The sequence below is a fragment of the Caballeronia sp. LZ028 genome, assembly GCF_031451415.1.
Lineage (GTDB): Bacteria > Pseudomonadota > Gammaproteobacteria > Burkholderiales > Burkholderiaceae > Caballeronia > Caballeronia zhejiangensis.
In genome coordinates this window covers 825,414-840,134 of record NZ_JARUXN010000001.1, presented here as the reverse complement: position 1 = coordinate 840,134, position 14,721 = coordinate 825,414, and the positions used below count along the sequence as shown (strand labels likewise).

Here is a 14,721-nt window from a genome sequence, read left to right as displayed (position 1 = left end):
GGCCGTGCTCATTGCCTTTCTGCCCGAACTCGGAACCCTCAACGCCCGCGAAATCGCCTCGCTCGCCGGGCTCGCCCCGTTCAATTCCGATAGCGGCGCCCACTGCGGCCAGCGGCACGTCTCGGGCGGCCGCCCCATCGTGCGGCGCGCCCTCTACATGGCCTGCGTCGCCGCCCAGCGATCCAACGCGCACATCAAGGCGTTTTGCGACCGCCTGCGCGCCAGAGGCAAAAAGACCAAAGTCGCATTCGTCGCAGCAATGCGCAAGATGCTCACCCAGCTCAACGCCATGATGCGCGACGGCACAACTTGGAACCCCCCAAAACCATGATCCTTACCAACTCAACCCTTGACGCTCAATACAGTCACTTTCTTTGCAGCAGCAAAGAAAGTGACTGCCGCCCCGCACAGGGGCAGTGCTAATAGACCGACATGTAATCAGGATTCCACGACGAACACCCTCGCCAGAAAGCGAAAATCAAAAACCAAGAACCGAAAACCAAACCCCCAGTGCCCAAATCCACTGAAAAACTCGATCTCGCAACGCGCGCAGCGTGGCTCTACTACGTCGCCGGCAACACCCAAAACGAGATCGCCGAAAAGCTCCAGATCTCGCGTCCGGTGGCGCAGCGCCTCGTCGCCTTCGCGGTCGAAAAAAACCTGATCCGCGTGCGCGTCGATCACCGCATCGCCGATTGTCTTTCGCTCGCCAAAGCGCTGAGCGACCGCTACGGCCTCGCGATGTGCGAAGTCGTGCCCATCGACGGCGATGCGCCCGAACAAGTCGACCGCAAGCTCGCCGTCGCCGGCGCGCAGGTCATGGAGCGCTATCTGCTCGAAGAAAAGCCGCTCGTCGTGTCGATCGGCAGCGGGCGCACGCTGAAAGCCTGCGTCGCGCAGATCGGACAGATCGACCGGCCGCAGCATCGTTTCGTGTCGATGGTCGGCGCAATCGCGCAGGACGGCTCGTCGAATCGTTACGACGTCGCGCAGCAGCTATCGGAAAAGACCGGCGGCAAGCACTTCATGCTGCCCGCGCCGCTCATGGCAGATAACGTCGCCGAGCGCGCGCAGTGGGTCAATCACCGGCTGTATCGCATCGTCGGCGAACTCGCGCAGAAGGCGGACGTGGCGTTCGTCGGCATCGGCAACGTGGGCGTGAATTGCCCGCTGCACGAGGACGGCTTCATCACGCGCGCGGAAGTCGATGAAATGATGTCGGCAGGCGCCGTCGCCGAATGGCTCGGCCTGCCGATCGATGCAGACGGCCGCCGCGTGCAATCGAAGACCGGCGCGCGCGCGACGAGCCTCGCGCTCGACTCGCCGCCCAAACGTCCGACCATCGGCTTCGCGGGCGGCGAGCGCAAGCGCGAAGCACTGGTCGCGGCGTTGAAGGGAAAGTGGCTGTCGGGGCTCGTCACCGACGAACTGTGCGCGAAGGCCGCACTCGAAGCCTGACGGCTCAGAAGTCGATTTCCGCTTCCACTTCCTGTCCGATCTCCAGCGCAACGCCCTCGCCTTCCAGAACGATCGCGTTCTTGCCGAAGGTGAGCGCGCCGTCGAACTGGTCGCTGCCACGGTACGCGCTCATCGTGTCGAGCGGTTCGTGCGGCCATGCCGGGTTCGGCGCGCCCGTCGCCTGATCGATCGACGGAATCGGACAGCGCGTGCAGAGCTTCACGAGCCGCAATTGCGCATCGCCGATCCGCATTTCGCCGACGTAGTCCTCTTCGTAAGCATCGAGTCCGCCGATCACGAGGTTCGGGCGGAAGCGATTCGCCGCGATGCCCGGCGCGCCTTTGGCCGACAGCCGCGCGTTGAGATCGTCGAGCGATGCCTGACCGACGACCAGCAACGGAAACTGATCCGCGAAACGCGTGTGCGTGGATTGCGGCGCGGTCCATTTATCGCTGACATCGCGGCGGGATGCCGGTGCGAATCGCGCGAGACGCGCGAATACGCCGAGGAACGTGCTAAACCAGTGCGCGGCTTGTTCGCCCGCGTCGAGCGCATCGACGGTGTCGCGCCAGACGGTCGCGCGAATCGGCTTCGCATCGGCGAGCGCTTCGGCGCGCAAGGGCGTGCGCAGGGTCGGCATGCCGGGCGCGTCGATGACGAGATCATCGGCATCGAACGCGGTGCGGACCAGCGCCATGCGCGGATGCGAGCGTTGCGTGAACATGGCGCCGGCGGTGTCGATCACCATCCAGTGGCGGTCGTATTCGAGGCCGGTCTCGAAGAGCGTCGCGCGGCGCAGTGAAATGCCCGCGCAGGACTTGATCGGATAGACGAAGATTTCGTTCAGGACGGGCATGGCGGTATGGGGGTTCGGCGCCGGTCATCGGATGTGGCCGGTCGAAAGCCGAGATTATCGCGCATCGCCCGATACGAGTACGGTTTTACGACGCCCTCATCATCGCTGCGGCAAGTTCCAGCCCTAGCTTGTATTCGGGCGAACGCGGGCCGGCTTCGATGAGCGCATCGATCCTGTTCGTGTCGAGATTGGCATCGCCGGCGAAGAGCAGCCTGCGGATGGCGCCGATCGCCAGGCCGACTGTCTGATCGATGACGGGCGCGTCGAGTGCATCGTACGAAATCGTCGATGCGCTCATGTATTCCGGCGTTGCGAGGAACGGAACGACCAGTTGGCCGGAAAGCCCGTCGAAGTGCAGCCAGTGCCTGAAAAGCATGTCGACCGGCACGGCCTGGTCTTCCGACGCTGAATACAGCGTACGAAGTTTCTGCTTTCCCTTCGGCGTGACAACGTACGCCGCCGCACAAAACGCGTAGGTTGCCCTCGCGTCGAACAAACTGACATTGTCGAAATAGTGACGGCCATCGCCGAGCAATTGCGGATTCGCGCGGCCGTTCATGCGCTTCTCCGCCTCCAGCAGCAGAAGGGACACGCGGTCGAATACGGGTGCGCAATCGAGGAACATCAGGTCGAGGTCGGGATTGTTGCCGATGTGCGCCGCGAGTATGTGATCGTTGATGAGCGTCGGAAAGAGCGGGCTCAGTTCCACGTCGTCTTCCAGCACGACGGTGGCGGTGTCGGCGGAGGAGTTGAGGATCACCCGTTCGTGCGATTGCCGACATGCCCAGACGCAGTTCTTGCCCGCGTTGTCGAACGGTCCTTGGGCGATGCCGTCAACCGCGGGGAAACGCACGATTCGATCCTGATAGCCGATGCTCGCCAGTTGCGTCTCCATCGACTTGCGCCGATCCTGACTCCGATCCAGATTGATGAAATAGCCGTCGAATCGCACTGCTTCTCCTTGTCGCGTCAGGTGCATAAATGTGCACGACATGCTAGCGGTACGCCGCCGTGATTTGATTAGGAGGAAGCCGAGAGAAACAAGGTTTTGACGCGGATCATCGATTTGCAGGCAACTCAAATGATTAATCGATGCGCTGGTTCCTTTTGAGCGACATTGGGACGTAAGCTACGCGCCGACTTTATTCCTTCACTATTAGTAATGCCAAGAATATCAATCGTCGTTCCAACCTATAACACCTAATCGCATATCGTCGAAACGTTGAAATCGTTGCTCAACCAGGACGCCGACTTCGAAATCCTCGTTCTCGACGACGCCAGCACCGACGACACGCTCTCACTCGTTCGAAGCCTGAACGACGAGCGCATCCGCATCTCGCCAATCGCGGTTTCGATCTGTGCCGGGGCGAATACATCGCGCGCATCGATCACGACGATCTGGCCGAACCGGGGCGTCTCCGAAAACAGGCAGATTTTCTCGATGCGAATCCGGATGTGACCGTGGTCGGCTCTCAGATCAGGCTCTTTGGCGACGAAGAATCCATAACCGACTTTCCGCTCGACGATGCGACCATCAAAGGCCGCTTTCTTCTCGGAGCGGCTTATCTAGCCAATCCGAGCACCATGTTCCGGCGCGCGTTCATTCAGAAACACGCTATCCGCTACGACCCGAATCTCGATATCGTCGATGCCCTGATCAAGCTGCACCGATCCGTAGGCGTTGCCATCTCCGATATCGATATGACTTGGGGCGCAAGCCGCGTCGAGCTCGAAGGCCGGTTGCTGGGAATGCTCAACGAAGTCGTAAAGGCCCGCGAGCAAGTCTATCCGCGCAGTCCGGAGCACATTGCGCTTTGCACCGAAGCCCTTTGGGAAGGTGTCAGGTCGAATAACGCGGCATAAAACGAAAAAGCGCGGTCCCGACGAACCGCGCCCGCAACACCCGAGGAACGCTCAAGCGGCCGTCGCGTGCTCCCGCAGCCACGAATCGACCACCTTGCGCGTAAACGCCTGCCCTTCCGCGTTGAACAGATGACAATGCTCAGGCGACGCGCCGAGCTTCAGCTTCTCGCCACGCGCGTGCTTCTCCAGCGGCGGAATGCGCGAGATCAATCCATCCGGCGCGACTTCGGTTTCCGCGTACAGATATGCCGCATCGCCGAGCGTCTCGACGGTCATCGCCGTCGCGGAGAGACCGTAATCGCCCGCTTCCGGCGAATTCGGCTGCAGATGCTCCGGACGAACGCCGACCGTCACCGCATCGCCCGGCTTCGCATTGCCCGGCAGCACGCCGACGAGTTGCGTCTCGCCCGTCGCGTACTTCACGAGGACGCCGTCGTTCTGCACCGCGGCGACGGTGCCCGACAAAAAGTTCATCTTCGGCGAGCCGATGAAGCCCGCCACGAACCGGTTCGCCGGCGCGTGATAAAGCGTGTTCGGCGTGCCGACCTGCTCGATGTTCCCCGCCGACAGCACCACGATCTTGTCCGCGAGCGTCATCGCTTCGACCTGATCGTGCGTCACGTAGATCATCGTCGTCTTGAGATCGTCGTGCAGGCGCGCGAATTCCAGGCGCATCTTCACGCGCAGCGCGGCGTCGAGGTTCGAGAGCGGCTCGTCGAAGAGGAACACCTTCGGCTTGCGCGTGATCGCGCGCCCGATCGCGACGCGCTGACGCTGGCCGCCCGAAAGCTGCTTGGGCTTCCGATCGAGCAGATGATCGATGTGCAGAATCTTCGCGGCGTTCTTCACGGCGGCGTCGATCGCGGGCTTCTTCTCGCCCGCGAGCTTGAGGCCGAACGCCATGTTGTCGTACAGCGTCATGTGCGGATAAAGCGCGTACGACTGGAACACCATCGCGATGCCGCGCTTCGCGGGCGCGAGCTCATTCACGCGCGCATTGTCGATCATCAGGTCGCCGCCGCTGATGTCTTCGAGGCCGGCGATCATCCGCATCAACGTCGACTTGCCGCAGCCCGACGGGCCCACGAACACGACGAACTCGCCGTCGTTGATATCGAGGTTGATGTTGCGCATCACCTCGGTTTCTTCATAACGCTTGCTGATGTTGCGAAGTGTCAGGCTAGCCATGGTGTGTGTCTCCAGTCTTCATTGGCGATGCGATGAAACGCCATCGCTATCTGAGTTCGAACGTCGCGTTCTGCAGCCATTGCTCGACGAGCGCAGGCAGTCGCGTCATGTCGTCGAATACCGCCTGCGCGCCCGCTTTTTCGAGCGCGCCGATCTGCCCTTCGGTCGCGTGTCCGCCGCCGATGAAGCCGAGCACCGGCATGCCCGCCGCGCGCGCCGCCGTCACGCCGGTCACGCTGTCTTCGACGACGAGGCAGCGCAGCGGATCGATGCGCATCGCGCGCGCCGCCGCGAGATACACGTCCGGCGCGGGCTTCGGATTCGCGACCATGTCCGCGCAGAAACGCCGCTCGCCGAAAAAGCGCAGCAGACCCGTGCGCTGCAGCACGGCATCGACATACGTCGAGAAGCTGTTGCTCGCGCACGCCTTCGTGAAGGGCACGGCCGCGAGCGCCTCGGCGATGCCCGGCACGGTCGGCGCCTGCATCGCCGCGGCTTCGACGGCCCGCCGGATGGCGACGACCTGATCGTGCGTCAGCGTCCGGTTCACCGTATCGGCGGCGCTGGCGAGCACGGCCTCGATGCGCAGGCCGAGCAGCGGCATCACGACCGGCTCGACATCGACGCCCGGCCACAGCGCCTGCAACTCGGCGACGAGCACGCGCGCCGCCACCGTTTCGCTGTCGATCAGCACGCCGTCGCAATCGCAGATCAGCAGGCGATCTTCGAGATTGGCGTCTCGGGATGGAGTGAGATTCACGAGTGCGTCCTCACTTCACCGCGCCAAACGTAAGGCCGCGCACCAGTTGCTTCTGCGAGACCCAGCCGACGATCAGAATCGGCGCGACCGCGAGCAACGAAGCCGCCGAGAGCTTGGCCCAGAACAAGCCTTCCGGACTCGAATACGACGCGATGAACACCGTCAGCGGCGCCGCGTTCGAGCTCGACAGGTTGATGCTCCAGAACGCCTCGTTCCACGACAGGATGATGAGCAAGAGCCCCGTCGATGCGAGACCGGGCAACGCCATCGGCATCAGCAGATAGACGATTTCCTGCCACGTCGTCGCGCCGTCGATGCGGCCCGCTTCCAGAATGTCCTTCGGCACTTCGTTGAAGTACGTGTAGGCCATCCATACGGCGATCGGCAGATTGATGAGCGTGTACACGATCACGAGGCCGGACACGGTATCGAGCAGGCCCGTGTTCTTCCACAGCAGATAGATCGGCACGAGCACGCCGACCGACGGCATCATCTTCGTCGACAGCATCCACAGCAGCACCGACTGCGTCTTCTTGGTCGGAAAGAAGGCCATCGCGTAGGCGCACGGCACGGCGAGGATCAGGCAGAGCACCGTGACGCCGACCGAAATCAGCACCGAATTCCACGCGAAACCGAAGTAATTGCTGCGCGCGAACACTTCGCGGAAGCTCTCCAGCGTCGGCGTGAAGAACAGCGACGACGAATACGCCTGCTGCTCGGTCTTGAACGCGGTGATCGTCATCCAGAAGATCGGGAAGAACAGCAGGATCGACACGATCCACGCGACGATGCCAGGCACGATGTTCTTCGCATGGCCGAGCGCGGAAGTCCGCGGCGGAACATTGACCGATTGCGTGCTCATGACTCGTACTCCCCTTTGAGGTTCTTCGCGAGCATTCTCACGAGGAAGAACGCGACGATATTGGCGAGAATCACCGCGAGAATGCCGCCCGCCGATGCAAGGCCGACGTCGAACTGCTGCAGGCCGAGCGCGTAGATCAGGTACGACAGATTCGTCGTCGCGGTGCCGGGACCGCCGCCCGTCGTCGTATAGATTTCCGCGAAAATCGACAGCAGGAAGATGGTTTCCATCATCACGACCACGGCCACCGCGCGCTTCAAATGCGGCAGCGTGATGAAGAAGAACATCGCGAACGGACCCGCGCCGTCGATGCGCGCCGCTTCCTTCTGCTCCTGATCGAGCGACTGGATCGCCGTGAAGAGAATCAGGAAGGCGAACGGCAGCCACTGCCACGCGACGATCACGATGACCGCGAAAAGCGGATAGTCGGCGAACCAGTCGATCGGTTGCATGCCCATCGAGCGCATCAGGCTCGCGATCAGGCCGTACACCGGATGCAGGATCATGTTCTTCCAGATGAGCGCGGAGACCGTCGGCATCACGAAGAACGGCGCGATCACGAGCAGACGCGCGATGCCCTGTCCGAAGAACTTGCGATCGAACAGCACGGCGAGCAGCACGCCGCCTACGACCGTGATGACGAGCACCGACACGATCAGCGTCAGCGTATGTCCGATGGACGGCCCGAACGCGGGATCGGTGACGAGAAACTCGAAGTTATCGAAGCCCGCGAAACCTTTGACATCGGGATTCAGCAGGTTGTAGCGCGAAAACGAGAACCAGATCGTCATCGCGAGCGGAATGGCCATCCACAGGAAGAGCAGTCCGGTCGACGGCGAGATCAGCCATCGCACCGACTTCGCGCGGCGCTTGTCGCGTTCGGCGGCGGACTCCTCCAGATGATGATCGGTGATGGGGGGATTCAGTTGACTCATCGTGTCACCTCTCGATGATGCTTCCCGGGCCGCATCAGGCGACGCGGCCCGTTACCACAGGAATTACTTCTGATAGCCCGCTTGCTTCACGGCGCGATCCGCCGCGGCATTCGCGGCCTTCAACGCCTGATCGACGCTCGTCTGTCCGGCGACGACGCCCGCGATCGACTGGCCGACCACCGTGCCGAACGACTGGAACTCCGGAATGCCGACGAACTGGATGCCGCTATACGGCACCTTGTGCAGCGTCGCATCGTTCGGATCGGCGGTTTCGATCGCCTTCAGCACGAAGTCGCCGAAGGGCGCGGCCTGCTTGTACTCGGGGCGCGCGTAGGTCGACTTGCGCGTGCCCGGCGGCACCGATGCCCAGCCTTCGTCCTTGCCGACCATCTCGATGTATTCCTTCGACGTCGCCCACGCGGCGAACTTCTTCGCGGCTTCCTGCTGCTTCGACGTCTTCGGGATCGCGAGCGACCACGACCACAGCCAGTGCGAGCCCTTCGGCGTGACGGCGACGGGCGCGGCCGCGAAGCCGATCTTGTCCGACACCTGCGATTGCGACTTGTTGTAGAGCATGCCTGCCGCGACCGTCGCATCGATCCACATCGCGCACTTGCCGGACGACATCAGCGTGAGGTTCTCGTTGAAGCCGTTCGAGCTCGCTCCCGGCGGGCCGTCGTTCTTCAGCAGATCGGCGTAGAAGCCGACTGCCTTCTTCCATTCGGGCGTGTCGAGCTGCGCCTGCCACTTCTCGTTGAACCACTCGCCGCCGAACGTGTTCACGACCGTCGACACGTACGCCATGTTCTCGCCCCAGCCCGCCTTGCCGCGCAGGCAGATGCCGTACTGGCCTTTGGACTTGTCGGTGAGCTTGTCGGCGAACTGCTTGATCTGGTCGTAGGTCGGCTGATCGGGCATCTTCAGTCCCGCGGCCTGGAACAGATCCTTGCGGTAGTACGTCATCGAACTTTCGACGTAGAACGGCAGCGCATACAGCACGCCGCCCGACGAGAGGCCGTCACGCGCGGTCTTCACGACATCGTCGAGATCGTAGTTGGCGGGCAGGCCGGTCATCGGCGAGAGCCAGCCGCGCTTGCCCCACTGCGGTGCTTCGTACGTGCCGATGGTGATGACGTCGAACTGGCCGCTGTTGGTCGTGATGTCGGTCGTGGCGCGCTGGCGCAGCACGTTCTCTTCGAGAATCACCCATTTCAGCTGGATGTCCGGATTGGCCTTTTCGAACGCCGGCGCGAGCTTCTTCAGCTCGATCATGTCCGGATTGTTCAGCGTCGCGATGGTGATGGTCGTCGCGGCATGCCCCGACAGCGGCACGAGCGCGGCCGCTGCAAGCGCGGCGGACAGCGCCGCGGTCGCGAACGGAGCGCGACGCGCGCGCGGTTGTGCTCGAACGATGCGTTGAGTGCGTTTCATTGAGTTCGTCTCCTTTTTGTTGGCACGGGCGCCGTGATGGTCTCGCTGCATGACGCAAGCGCCGTGGATGCCGCTGCCTGCTTTTTGAGGGTGCGCGATCGTGGATCGCGTGGTTGCCGGGGTTATCCTTGTTGCCGCCCTTGCCTTCGCCGACTTGGCGCCATCGACTCGACGCCGTTTCACTATAGACGGTGCTTCCCGCGCTTCAAGCTGCGTGGCGCGCGTGCGGCGCGTCAGCTCATCCAGTTGCCGCCGTCGACATTGAGCGTCTGCGCGGTGATGTAATCCGAATCCGATGACGCCAGAAAGAGCGCCGCGCCCGTCAGATCGTCGGGCACGCCCATGCGTCCAAGCGGCACTTCTTCGCCGACGAGCCGTTTCTTCTCGCCGAGCGGACGATTCTCGTAACGCGCGAAGAGCGCGTCGACTTCCTTCCACATCGGTGTGTCGACGACGCCCGGCGCGATGCCGTTCACGTTGATGCGCTCTTTCGCGAGCGCGAGCGCCGCCGATTGCGTATAGCTGATGACCGCCGCCTTGGTCGCGCAGTAATGCGACACGAGCGCTTCGCCGCGCCGCCCGGCCTGCGATGACATATTGATGATCTTGCCGCCGCGCCCCTGCTCAACCATGCGCTGCGCGACCGCCTGCATCAGAAAGAACATCCCTTTGACGTTGACCGCGAAGAGGCGGTCATAGACGTCCCAGGATTCGTCGAGGATCGGGCGCATGTCGAAAAGCGCCGCGTTGTTGAAGAGAATGTCGATGCCGCCGAAACGTTCGACGGTGCGCGTCACGATGCGTGCGATGTCGTCGCGCTGCGTGACGTCGGCCTTCAGCGCGAGCACGCGGTCGGCCACGTCCGCGAAGCGCTGGGCCATGGCGTCTTCGTTCTTCACATCCACGACGACGACGTTCGCGCCTTCTTCCAGATAGCGCCGCGCAACTGCTTCGCCGATGCCGCTCGCGGCGCCCGTGATGATCGCGACCTTGTCTCTCAATCTCACCGATGTCTCCGATAGTTTTTTGTCCCTCGCGGCGAGCGAACGCTCCGCGAATGAACAATTGCTCTCTGTTTGATCGAATGATCGGCGCTGCGCGTGATCGTGTCAAGGTGTCAACACAGCTTTCGATGCTGCGACGCGCAAACATCGCAAAACCTCGGGAAAACCCCGTCCGGCAAGCGCGCGAGAGCAAAAGGCGTACCGCGGCCGCCGAAAATAAAGCGTGCGCGAATGTGCAACGGAACGTGATACGTTATATCATCGCCCAAACGTCCGACGAGCGGCCCTCGCTCGCGCTTCAACCTTTTGCAGCCACCTCTGCGTGGCCGATATTCACATGACCGCATCCGTCGAAAACATGCTGGCGCGCGCCGAGGCGCTCGCTATCGAGCGCGGCGTCGCGCTGACGCCGCTGCGCCGTCAGGTCTACGAACTCGTGCTGAAGGCGCACAAGCCGATCGGCGCCTATGACCTCATCGACGCGATGGAGCCGCAACGCGGCGCGCGCGTGCCGCCGACCACGGTGTATCGCGCGCTGGAGTTTCTCGTCGATAACGGCTTCGTGCATCGCATCGAGTCGAAGAACGCGTTCATCGCGTGTTGCGATGCCGGCAAGCCTCACGAGAGCCAGTTCCTCATCTGCGACGAATGCGGCGCGACGCTCGAAATTCAGGGCCGCGAACTCGCATCGTCGCTGTCGGCGAGCCCGCCCGCGCACGGCTTTCAGGTGCATCACCAGGTCGTGGAGTTGAGCGGGCTGTGCGCCGATTGCCAGCGAAAGCATCGCGATGTCTGAATCGCCGCGTCTCAAGAACATCTCACTTGCAAGGAAATCGATGAAACTCGCGCACGTCCTGACCTGCTTCGCCCTCGCGCTCGGCTTTTGCAGCGCGGCATCGGCACAGACCGCGCGCGTGCCGGTCGTCGCGGCGGAGAACTTTTACGGCGACGTCATTCGCCAGCTCGGCGGCGATCACGTGCAGGTGACGAGCATCCTCAACAATCCGGACGAAGACCCGCATCTCTTCGAAGCCAGTCCCAAGACCGCGCGCGCGTTGCAGCACGCGGCGCTCGTCGTCTATAACGGCGCGGACTACGATCCGTGGATGGACAAGCTGCTCGCGGCATCCAAGAGCAATGGCAAGCGCACGGCGATCGTCGCGGCGAAGCTCGTCGGCAAGAAGGGCGGCGACAATCCGCACCTCTGGTACGACCCGGCGACGATGCCCGTCGTCGCGAAGGCGGTGAGCGCGTATCTCGTGAGCGCGGACCCGTCGCACAAGAGCGATTACGACGCGCGCCTCGCAGCGTTCCTCGATTCGATGAAACCGATCGACGCGACCGTCGCGCAGATGAAGTCGCATTACAAGGGCGTGCCCGTGACGGCGACCGAGCCGGTGTTCGGCTACATGGCCGATGCGATCGGCTTCGAGATGCGCAACCAGCGCTTCCAGCTCGCGTCGATGAACGAGACCGAGCCGAGTCCCGCCGACATCGCCGCGTTCGAGAAGGATCTGCGCGAGCGTCGCGTGCATGTGCTCATCTACAACAGCCAGGCGACGGGCGCGCTGACGAAGCGTCTGCTGGACATCGCGAAGGACGCGCATGTGCCGAGCATCAGCGTGACGGAGACTTTGCCCGCGAAGAAGACGTATCAGCAATGGATGCAGTCGCAGCTCGACTCGCTAGCGGGCGCCTTGCAAGGATGGCAGCGATGAATGCGACGATGCAGCCCGCGCTCGAAGTCGATCGCGTGACGCTCGCACTCGGCGGGCGCGAGATTCTCAACGACGCGAGTTTCACGGTGAAGAACGGCGAGTTCATCGGCGTGCTCGGGCCGAACGGCGCGGGCAAGACCACGCTGATGCGCGCCCTGCTCGGACTCGTGCCTGTGAAGAGCGGGACGATTCGCGTGAATGGCGAAGCGGTCGTGCGCGGCAATCCGTCGATCGGCTATATGCCGCAGATACGCACGGGTCTCGCGAACCGGCGCGTGCTCGGCCGCGATTTCGTCGCGATGGCCGCGGATGGTCATCACTGGGGACTGCCGCATCGCAATGCCCGCATCCGTGCGGATGTCGAGCGCGTGCTGGAGCTCGTCGGCGCGCATCAGCTTGCTTCGCGTCCGTTGTCGGAGTTGTCGGGCGGCGAGCGCCAGCGTCTTTTGCTCGCGCAGTGTCTGCTCGGCAATCCGCGTCTGTTGCTGCTCGACGAGCCGCTGATCAGCCTCGATCCGCGGCATCAGACGGGGGTCGTCGAACTCGTGCGGCGCGTGCAGCGCGAGTTGAACATCACCGTGCTGTTCTCGGCGCACGAACTCAATCCGCTGCTCAATTCGCTCGACCGCGTGCTTTATCTCGGCAGCGGGCGCGCGGCGCTCGGCACTGTCGATGAAGTCATTTCGAAGCCGGTGCTCTCGCGTCTGTACGGCTCGCCCATCGACGTGATGCGCGTGAACGGCCGCATCTTCGTGATGTCGGGCGATGTCGAAATCGACAAGCTCGATCACGCGCACGAGGAAGGCGGAGAGCACGAGCATGAACACGATCACGGCCATGAGCACGATCACGGCCACAGCCACAGTCACGTCAAATAGAAAGCGCAATGTTCGAATACGACTTCATGGTGAATGCATTCGCGGCGTCGGGGATCGTCGCGGTGCTGTCGGGGATCGTCGGGTATTTTCTCGTGCTGCGCGGACAGACCTTCGCGGGTCACGCGCTATCGCACGTCGGCTTTACCGGCGCGACGGGCGCGGTGCTGCTCGGCATGCCGCCGCTCTGGGGGATGGTCGGATTCACGCTCGCGGCGGGCGTCGGGATGGGTGCGCTCGGCGAGCGGCTCTCGGGCCGCGATGTGGCCATCGGCGTGATTCTTTCTCTCTCGCTCGGGTTCGGGTTGCTGTTTCTGCACTTCTTCACCGCGTATGCGACTCAGGCTACTGCGCTTCTGTTCGGCAACGTGCTTGGCGTGAGTCATGACACGCTGGTCGTGCTTGCCGGGCTCGCTGTCGTCAGCCTCGGTGCGCTTGCGGTCATCATGCGGCCTTTGTTGTTTGCGTCCTTGCAGCCGGAGCTCGCGGAGGCCAAGGGCGTGTCGTTGCGGCTCGTCTCCGTGATGTTTCTCGCGATCACCGCGCTGGCAGTCGCGGCTTGCACGCAGATCGTCGGGGTGCTGCTCGTTTTTGCGTTGATGGTCGGGCCCGCGGCGGCGGCGCAGAACGTCACGACGCGATTGTCGTCAGGGCTCGTGCTTGCGGCGCTGTTTGCACTCGCACAGGCTTGGGTTGGGCTTACGCTCGCCTTCTATACCGATTGGCCTACTAGTTTCTGGATCACTATGCTGGCTGCGGTTGTTTATGGGGCGAGCTTGTTGGGAAAGCGGGGGAATTGATTTCTTCGCTGGAGCCCGTGATCGCGTCGGTCTGTCAGCAATGCCGCCCCGCACAGGGGCAACGCTAATAGACCGACACGATCACGGGATCCGGCAACAACAAGAAGACCAAACCTCACCGACACAAAACCCGCGCATGATGCGCGACATGCTCCCCGACGAAGGTAGAAATAAAGAAATACCCGTGGTCATAGCCTTCATGCCGCCGCACGATCAAACTGTGTCCGGCATCACGCGCATTGCGCTCCAAGACATCAGGGTGCAACTGCTCGGCGAGAAACTGATCCGCCAGTCCCTGATCGATAAGAATCCCGCCTTCGAACCGAGCAGCCGCATCGCCGAGAATCAACTCGCTCGCATCGTACTGCGCCCACGCCGAACGATCATCGCCGAGATAGCCAGAAAACGCTTTCACGCCCCACGGACACTGTGACGGCGCCGCAATAGGCGCAAACGCCGACACACTCCGATAAAGATCCGGATTGCGCAACGCGAGCACGAGCGCCCCGTGCCCGCCCATCGAATGCCCGAAGATGCCGATACGATCCTCTCGCACCGGCAACTCCGCGAGAACTGTCTCGCGCAACTCCTGCGTCACATACGAGTACATGCGATAACGCCGCGCCCAAGGCTCGCGCGTCGCATCGACATAAAACCCCGCGCCGACGCCGAAATCCCACGAATCCTTCTCGCCCGGAATATCCGCGCCACGCGGCGAAGTATCCGGCGCAATCAGCGCGATGCCGTGCTCCGCCGCGTAACGTTGCGCGCCCGCCTTGATCGGGAACGTCTCTTCGGTGCAAGTCAGGCCGGCGAGATAAAACAACGCCGGCACCTTCGAAGAAGACGAGGCAGCAGGCAAAAAGACGGAAAAGCGCATCGGCAGGCCGATAGTCTGCGATTCATGCCGATAGATGCGCTGCACGCCATCGAAACAACGATGTTCTTCCACGAGTTCCAGCATCGCGTTT

General features: G+C 62.7%; 16 protein-coding genes and 1 pseudogene. 8 read left to right on the top strand and 9 right to left on the bottom strand.

From position 1 onward, the window contains the following. Together QCE58_RS03965 and QCE58_RS03960 are read left to right on the top strand one after the other, a co-directional pair. Positions 1-331 (top strand): transposase (locus QCE58_RS03965; protein ID WP_309779228.1); only part of this gene is annotated, 331 nt, incomplete at its 5' end. Between the two features lie 179 nt (positions 332-510). Continuing rightward, positions 511-1,458, top strand: a complete 948-nt coding sequence (locus QCE58_RS03960) for a sugar-binding transcriptional regulator (protein WP_008351245.1) — start codon at positions 511-513, stop codon at positions 1,456-1,458. A 4-nt stretch (positions 1,459-1,462) separates the two neighbouring features. On the opposite strand, the gene QCE58_RS03955 is transcribed toward QCE58_RS03960, so the two are convergent. Further along, positions 1,463-2,314: an MOSC domain-containing protein gene (locus QCE58_RS03955; protein WP_008351246.1), complete on the bottom strand. Its 852-nt coding sequence runs from the start codon at positions 2,312-2,314 to the stop codon at positions 1,463-1,465. 85 nt (positions 2,315-2,399) lie between these two features. Next, a complete protein-coding gene (locus QCE58_RS03950; protein WP_175979864.1) occupies positions 2,400-3,266 on the bottom strand; it encodes a hypothetical protein in 867 nt (288 codons plus the stop codon). Positions 3,267-3,536: 270 nt separating this feature from the next. Here QCE58_RS03950 and QCE58_RS34060 point away from each other — a divergent pair. Further along, positions 3,537-3,766, top strand: a pseudogene (locus QCE58_RS34060) (glycosyltransferase family 2 protein); the annotation flags it as partial. Between the two features lie 9 nt (positions 3,767-3,775). Beyond that, positions 3,776-4,177 (top strand): hypothetical protein, encoded by a 402-nt coding sequence (locus QCE58_RS34055; RefSeq protein WP_404989939.1) that lies wholly within the window; start codon positions 3,776-3,778, stop codon positions 4,175-4,177. A 51-nt stretch (positions 4,178-4,228) separates the two neighbouring features. On the opposite strand, the gene QCE58_RS03940 is transcribed toward QCE58_RS34055, so the two are convergent. The 6 genes from QCE58_RS03940 to QCE58_RS03915 all read right to left on the bottom strand — a co-directional run bounded on the left by QCE58_RS03940 (position 4,229) and on the right by QCE58_RS03915 (position 10,360). Further along, on the bottom strand, positions 4,229-5,365 hold the full coding sequence (locus QCE58_RS03940; RefSeq protein WP_008351252.1) for an ABC transporter ATP-binding protein: 1,137 nt from the start codon (positions 5,363-5,365) through the stop codon (positions 4,229-4,231). 46 nt (positions 5,366-5,411) lie between these two features. Next, entirely contained in the window at positions 5,412-6,125 is a 714-nt protein-coding gene (locus QCE58_RS03935; RefSeq protein ID WP_008351254.1) for an HAD family phosphatase, read from the bottom strand. A gap of 10 nt (positions 6,126-6,135) precedes the next feature. Continuing rightward, entirely contained in the window at positions 6,136-6,987 is an 852-nt protein-coding gene (locus QCE58_RS03930) for a carbohydrate ABC transporter permease (protein ID WP_008351255.1), read from the bottom strand. Continuing rightward, positions 6,984-7,922: a carbohydrate ABC transporter permease gene (locus QCE58_RS03925; protein ID WP_008351256.1), complete on the bottom strand. Its 939-nt coding sequence runs from the start codon at positions 7,920-7,922 to the stop codon at positions 6,984-6,986. The genes QCE58_RS03930 and QCE58_RS03925 overlap by 4 nt, the downstream gene beginning before the upstream one ends. Positions 7,923-7,985: 63 nt before the next feature. Then, the gene (locus QCE58_RS03920) at positions 7,986-9,353 is read right to left on the bottom strand and encodes a sugar ABC transporter substrate-binding protein (protein ID WP_008351257.1); all 1,368 of its coding nucleotides are present in this window, start codon (positions 9,351-9,353) and stop codon (positions 7,986-7,988) included. A 233-nt stretch (positions 9,354-9,586) separates the two neighbouring features. Beyond that, entirely contained in the window at positions 9,587-10,360 is a 774-nt protein-coding gene (locus QCE58_RS03915) for an L-iditol 2-dehydrogenase (RefSeq protein ID WP_250456557.1), read from the bottom strand. 334 nt (positions 10,361-10,694) lie between these two features. Between QCE58_RS03915 and QCE58_RS03910 the strand changes: the two genes are divergently transcribed. Genes QCE58_RS03910 through QCE58_RS03895 form a run of 4 tightly spaced genes read left to right on the top strand, consistent with a single transcriptional unit; the run spans position 10,695 to position 13,750 of the window. After that, a complete protein-coding gene (locus QCE58_RS03910) occupies positions 10,695-11,153 on the top strand; it encodes a Fur family transcriptional regulator (RefSeq protein WP_008351259.1) in 459 nt (152 codons plus the stop codon). A gap of 40 nt (positions 11,154-11,193) precedes the next feature. Then, entirely contained in the window at positions 11,194-12,075 is an 882-nt protein-coding gene (locus QCE58_RS03905) for a metal ABC transporter solute-binding protein (protein WP_051996842.1), read from the top strand. After that, entirely contained in the window at positions 12,072-12,953 is an 882-nt protein-coding gene (locus tag QCE58_RS03900) for a metal ABC transporter ATP-binding protein (protein ID WP_008351261.1), read from the top strand. The genes QCE58_RS03905 and QCE58_RS03900 overlap by 4 nt, the downstream gene beginning before the upstream one ends. Positions 12,954-12,961: 8 nt before the next feature. After that, on the top strand, positions 12,962-13,750 hold the full coding sequence (locus QCE58_RS03895; protein ID WP_034474383.1) for a metal ABC transporter permease: 789 nt from the start codon (positions 12,962-12,964) through the stop codon (positions 13,748-13,750). A gap of 115 nt (positions 13,751-13,865) precedes the next feature. On the opposite strand, the gene fghA is transcribed toward QCE58_RS03895, so the two are convergent. After that, on the bottom strand, positions 13,866-14,714 hold the full coding sequence (gene fghA / locus QCE58_RS03890) for an S-formylglutathione hydrolase (protein WP_250480306.1): 849 nt from the start codon (positions 14,712-14,714) through the stop codon (positions 13,866-13,868). Positions 14,715-14,721: the final 7 nt, after the last annotated feature.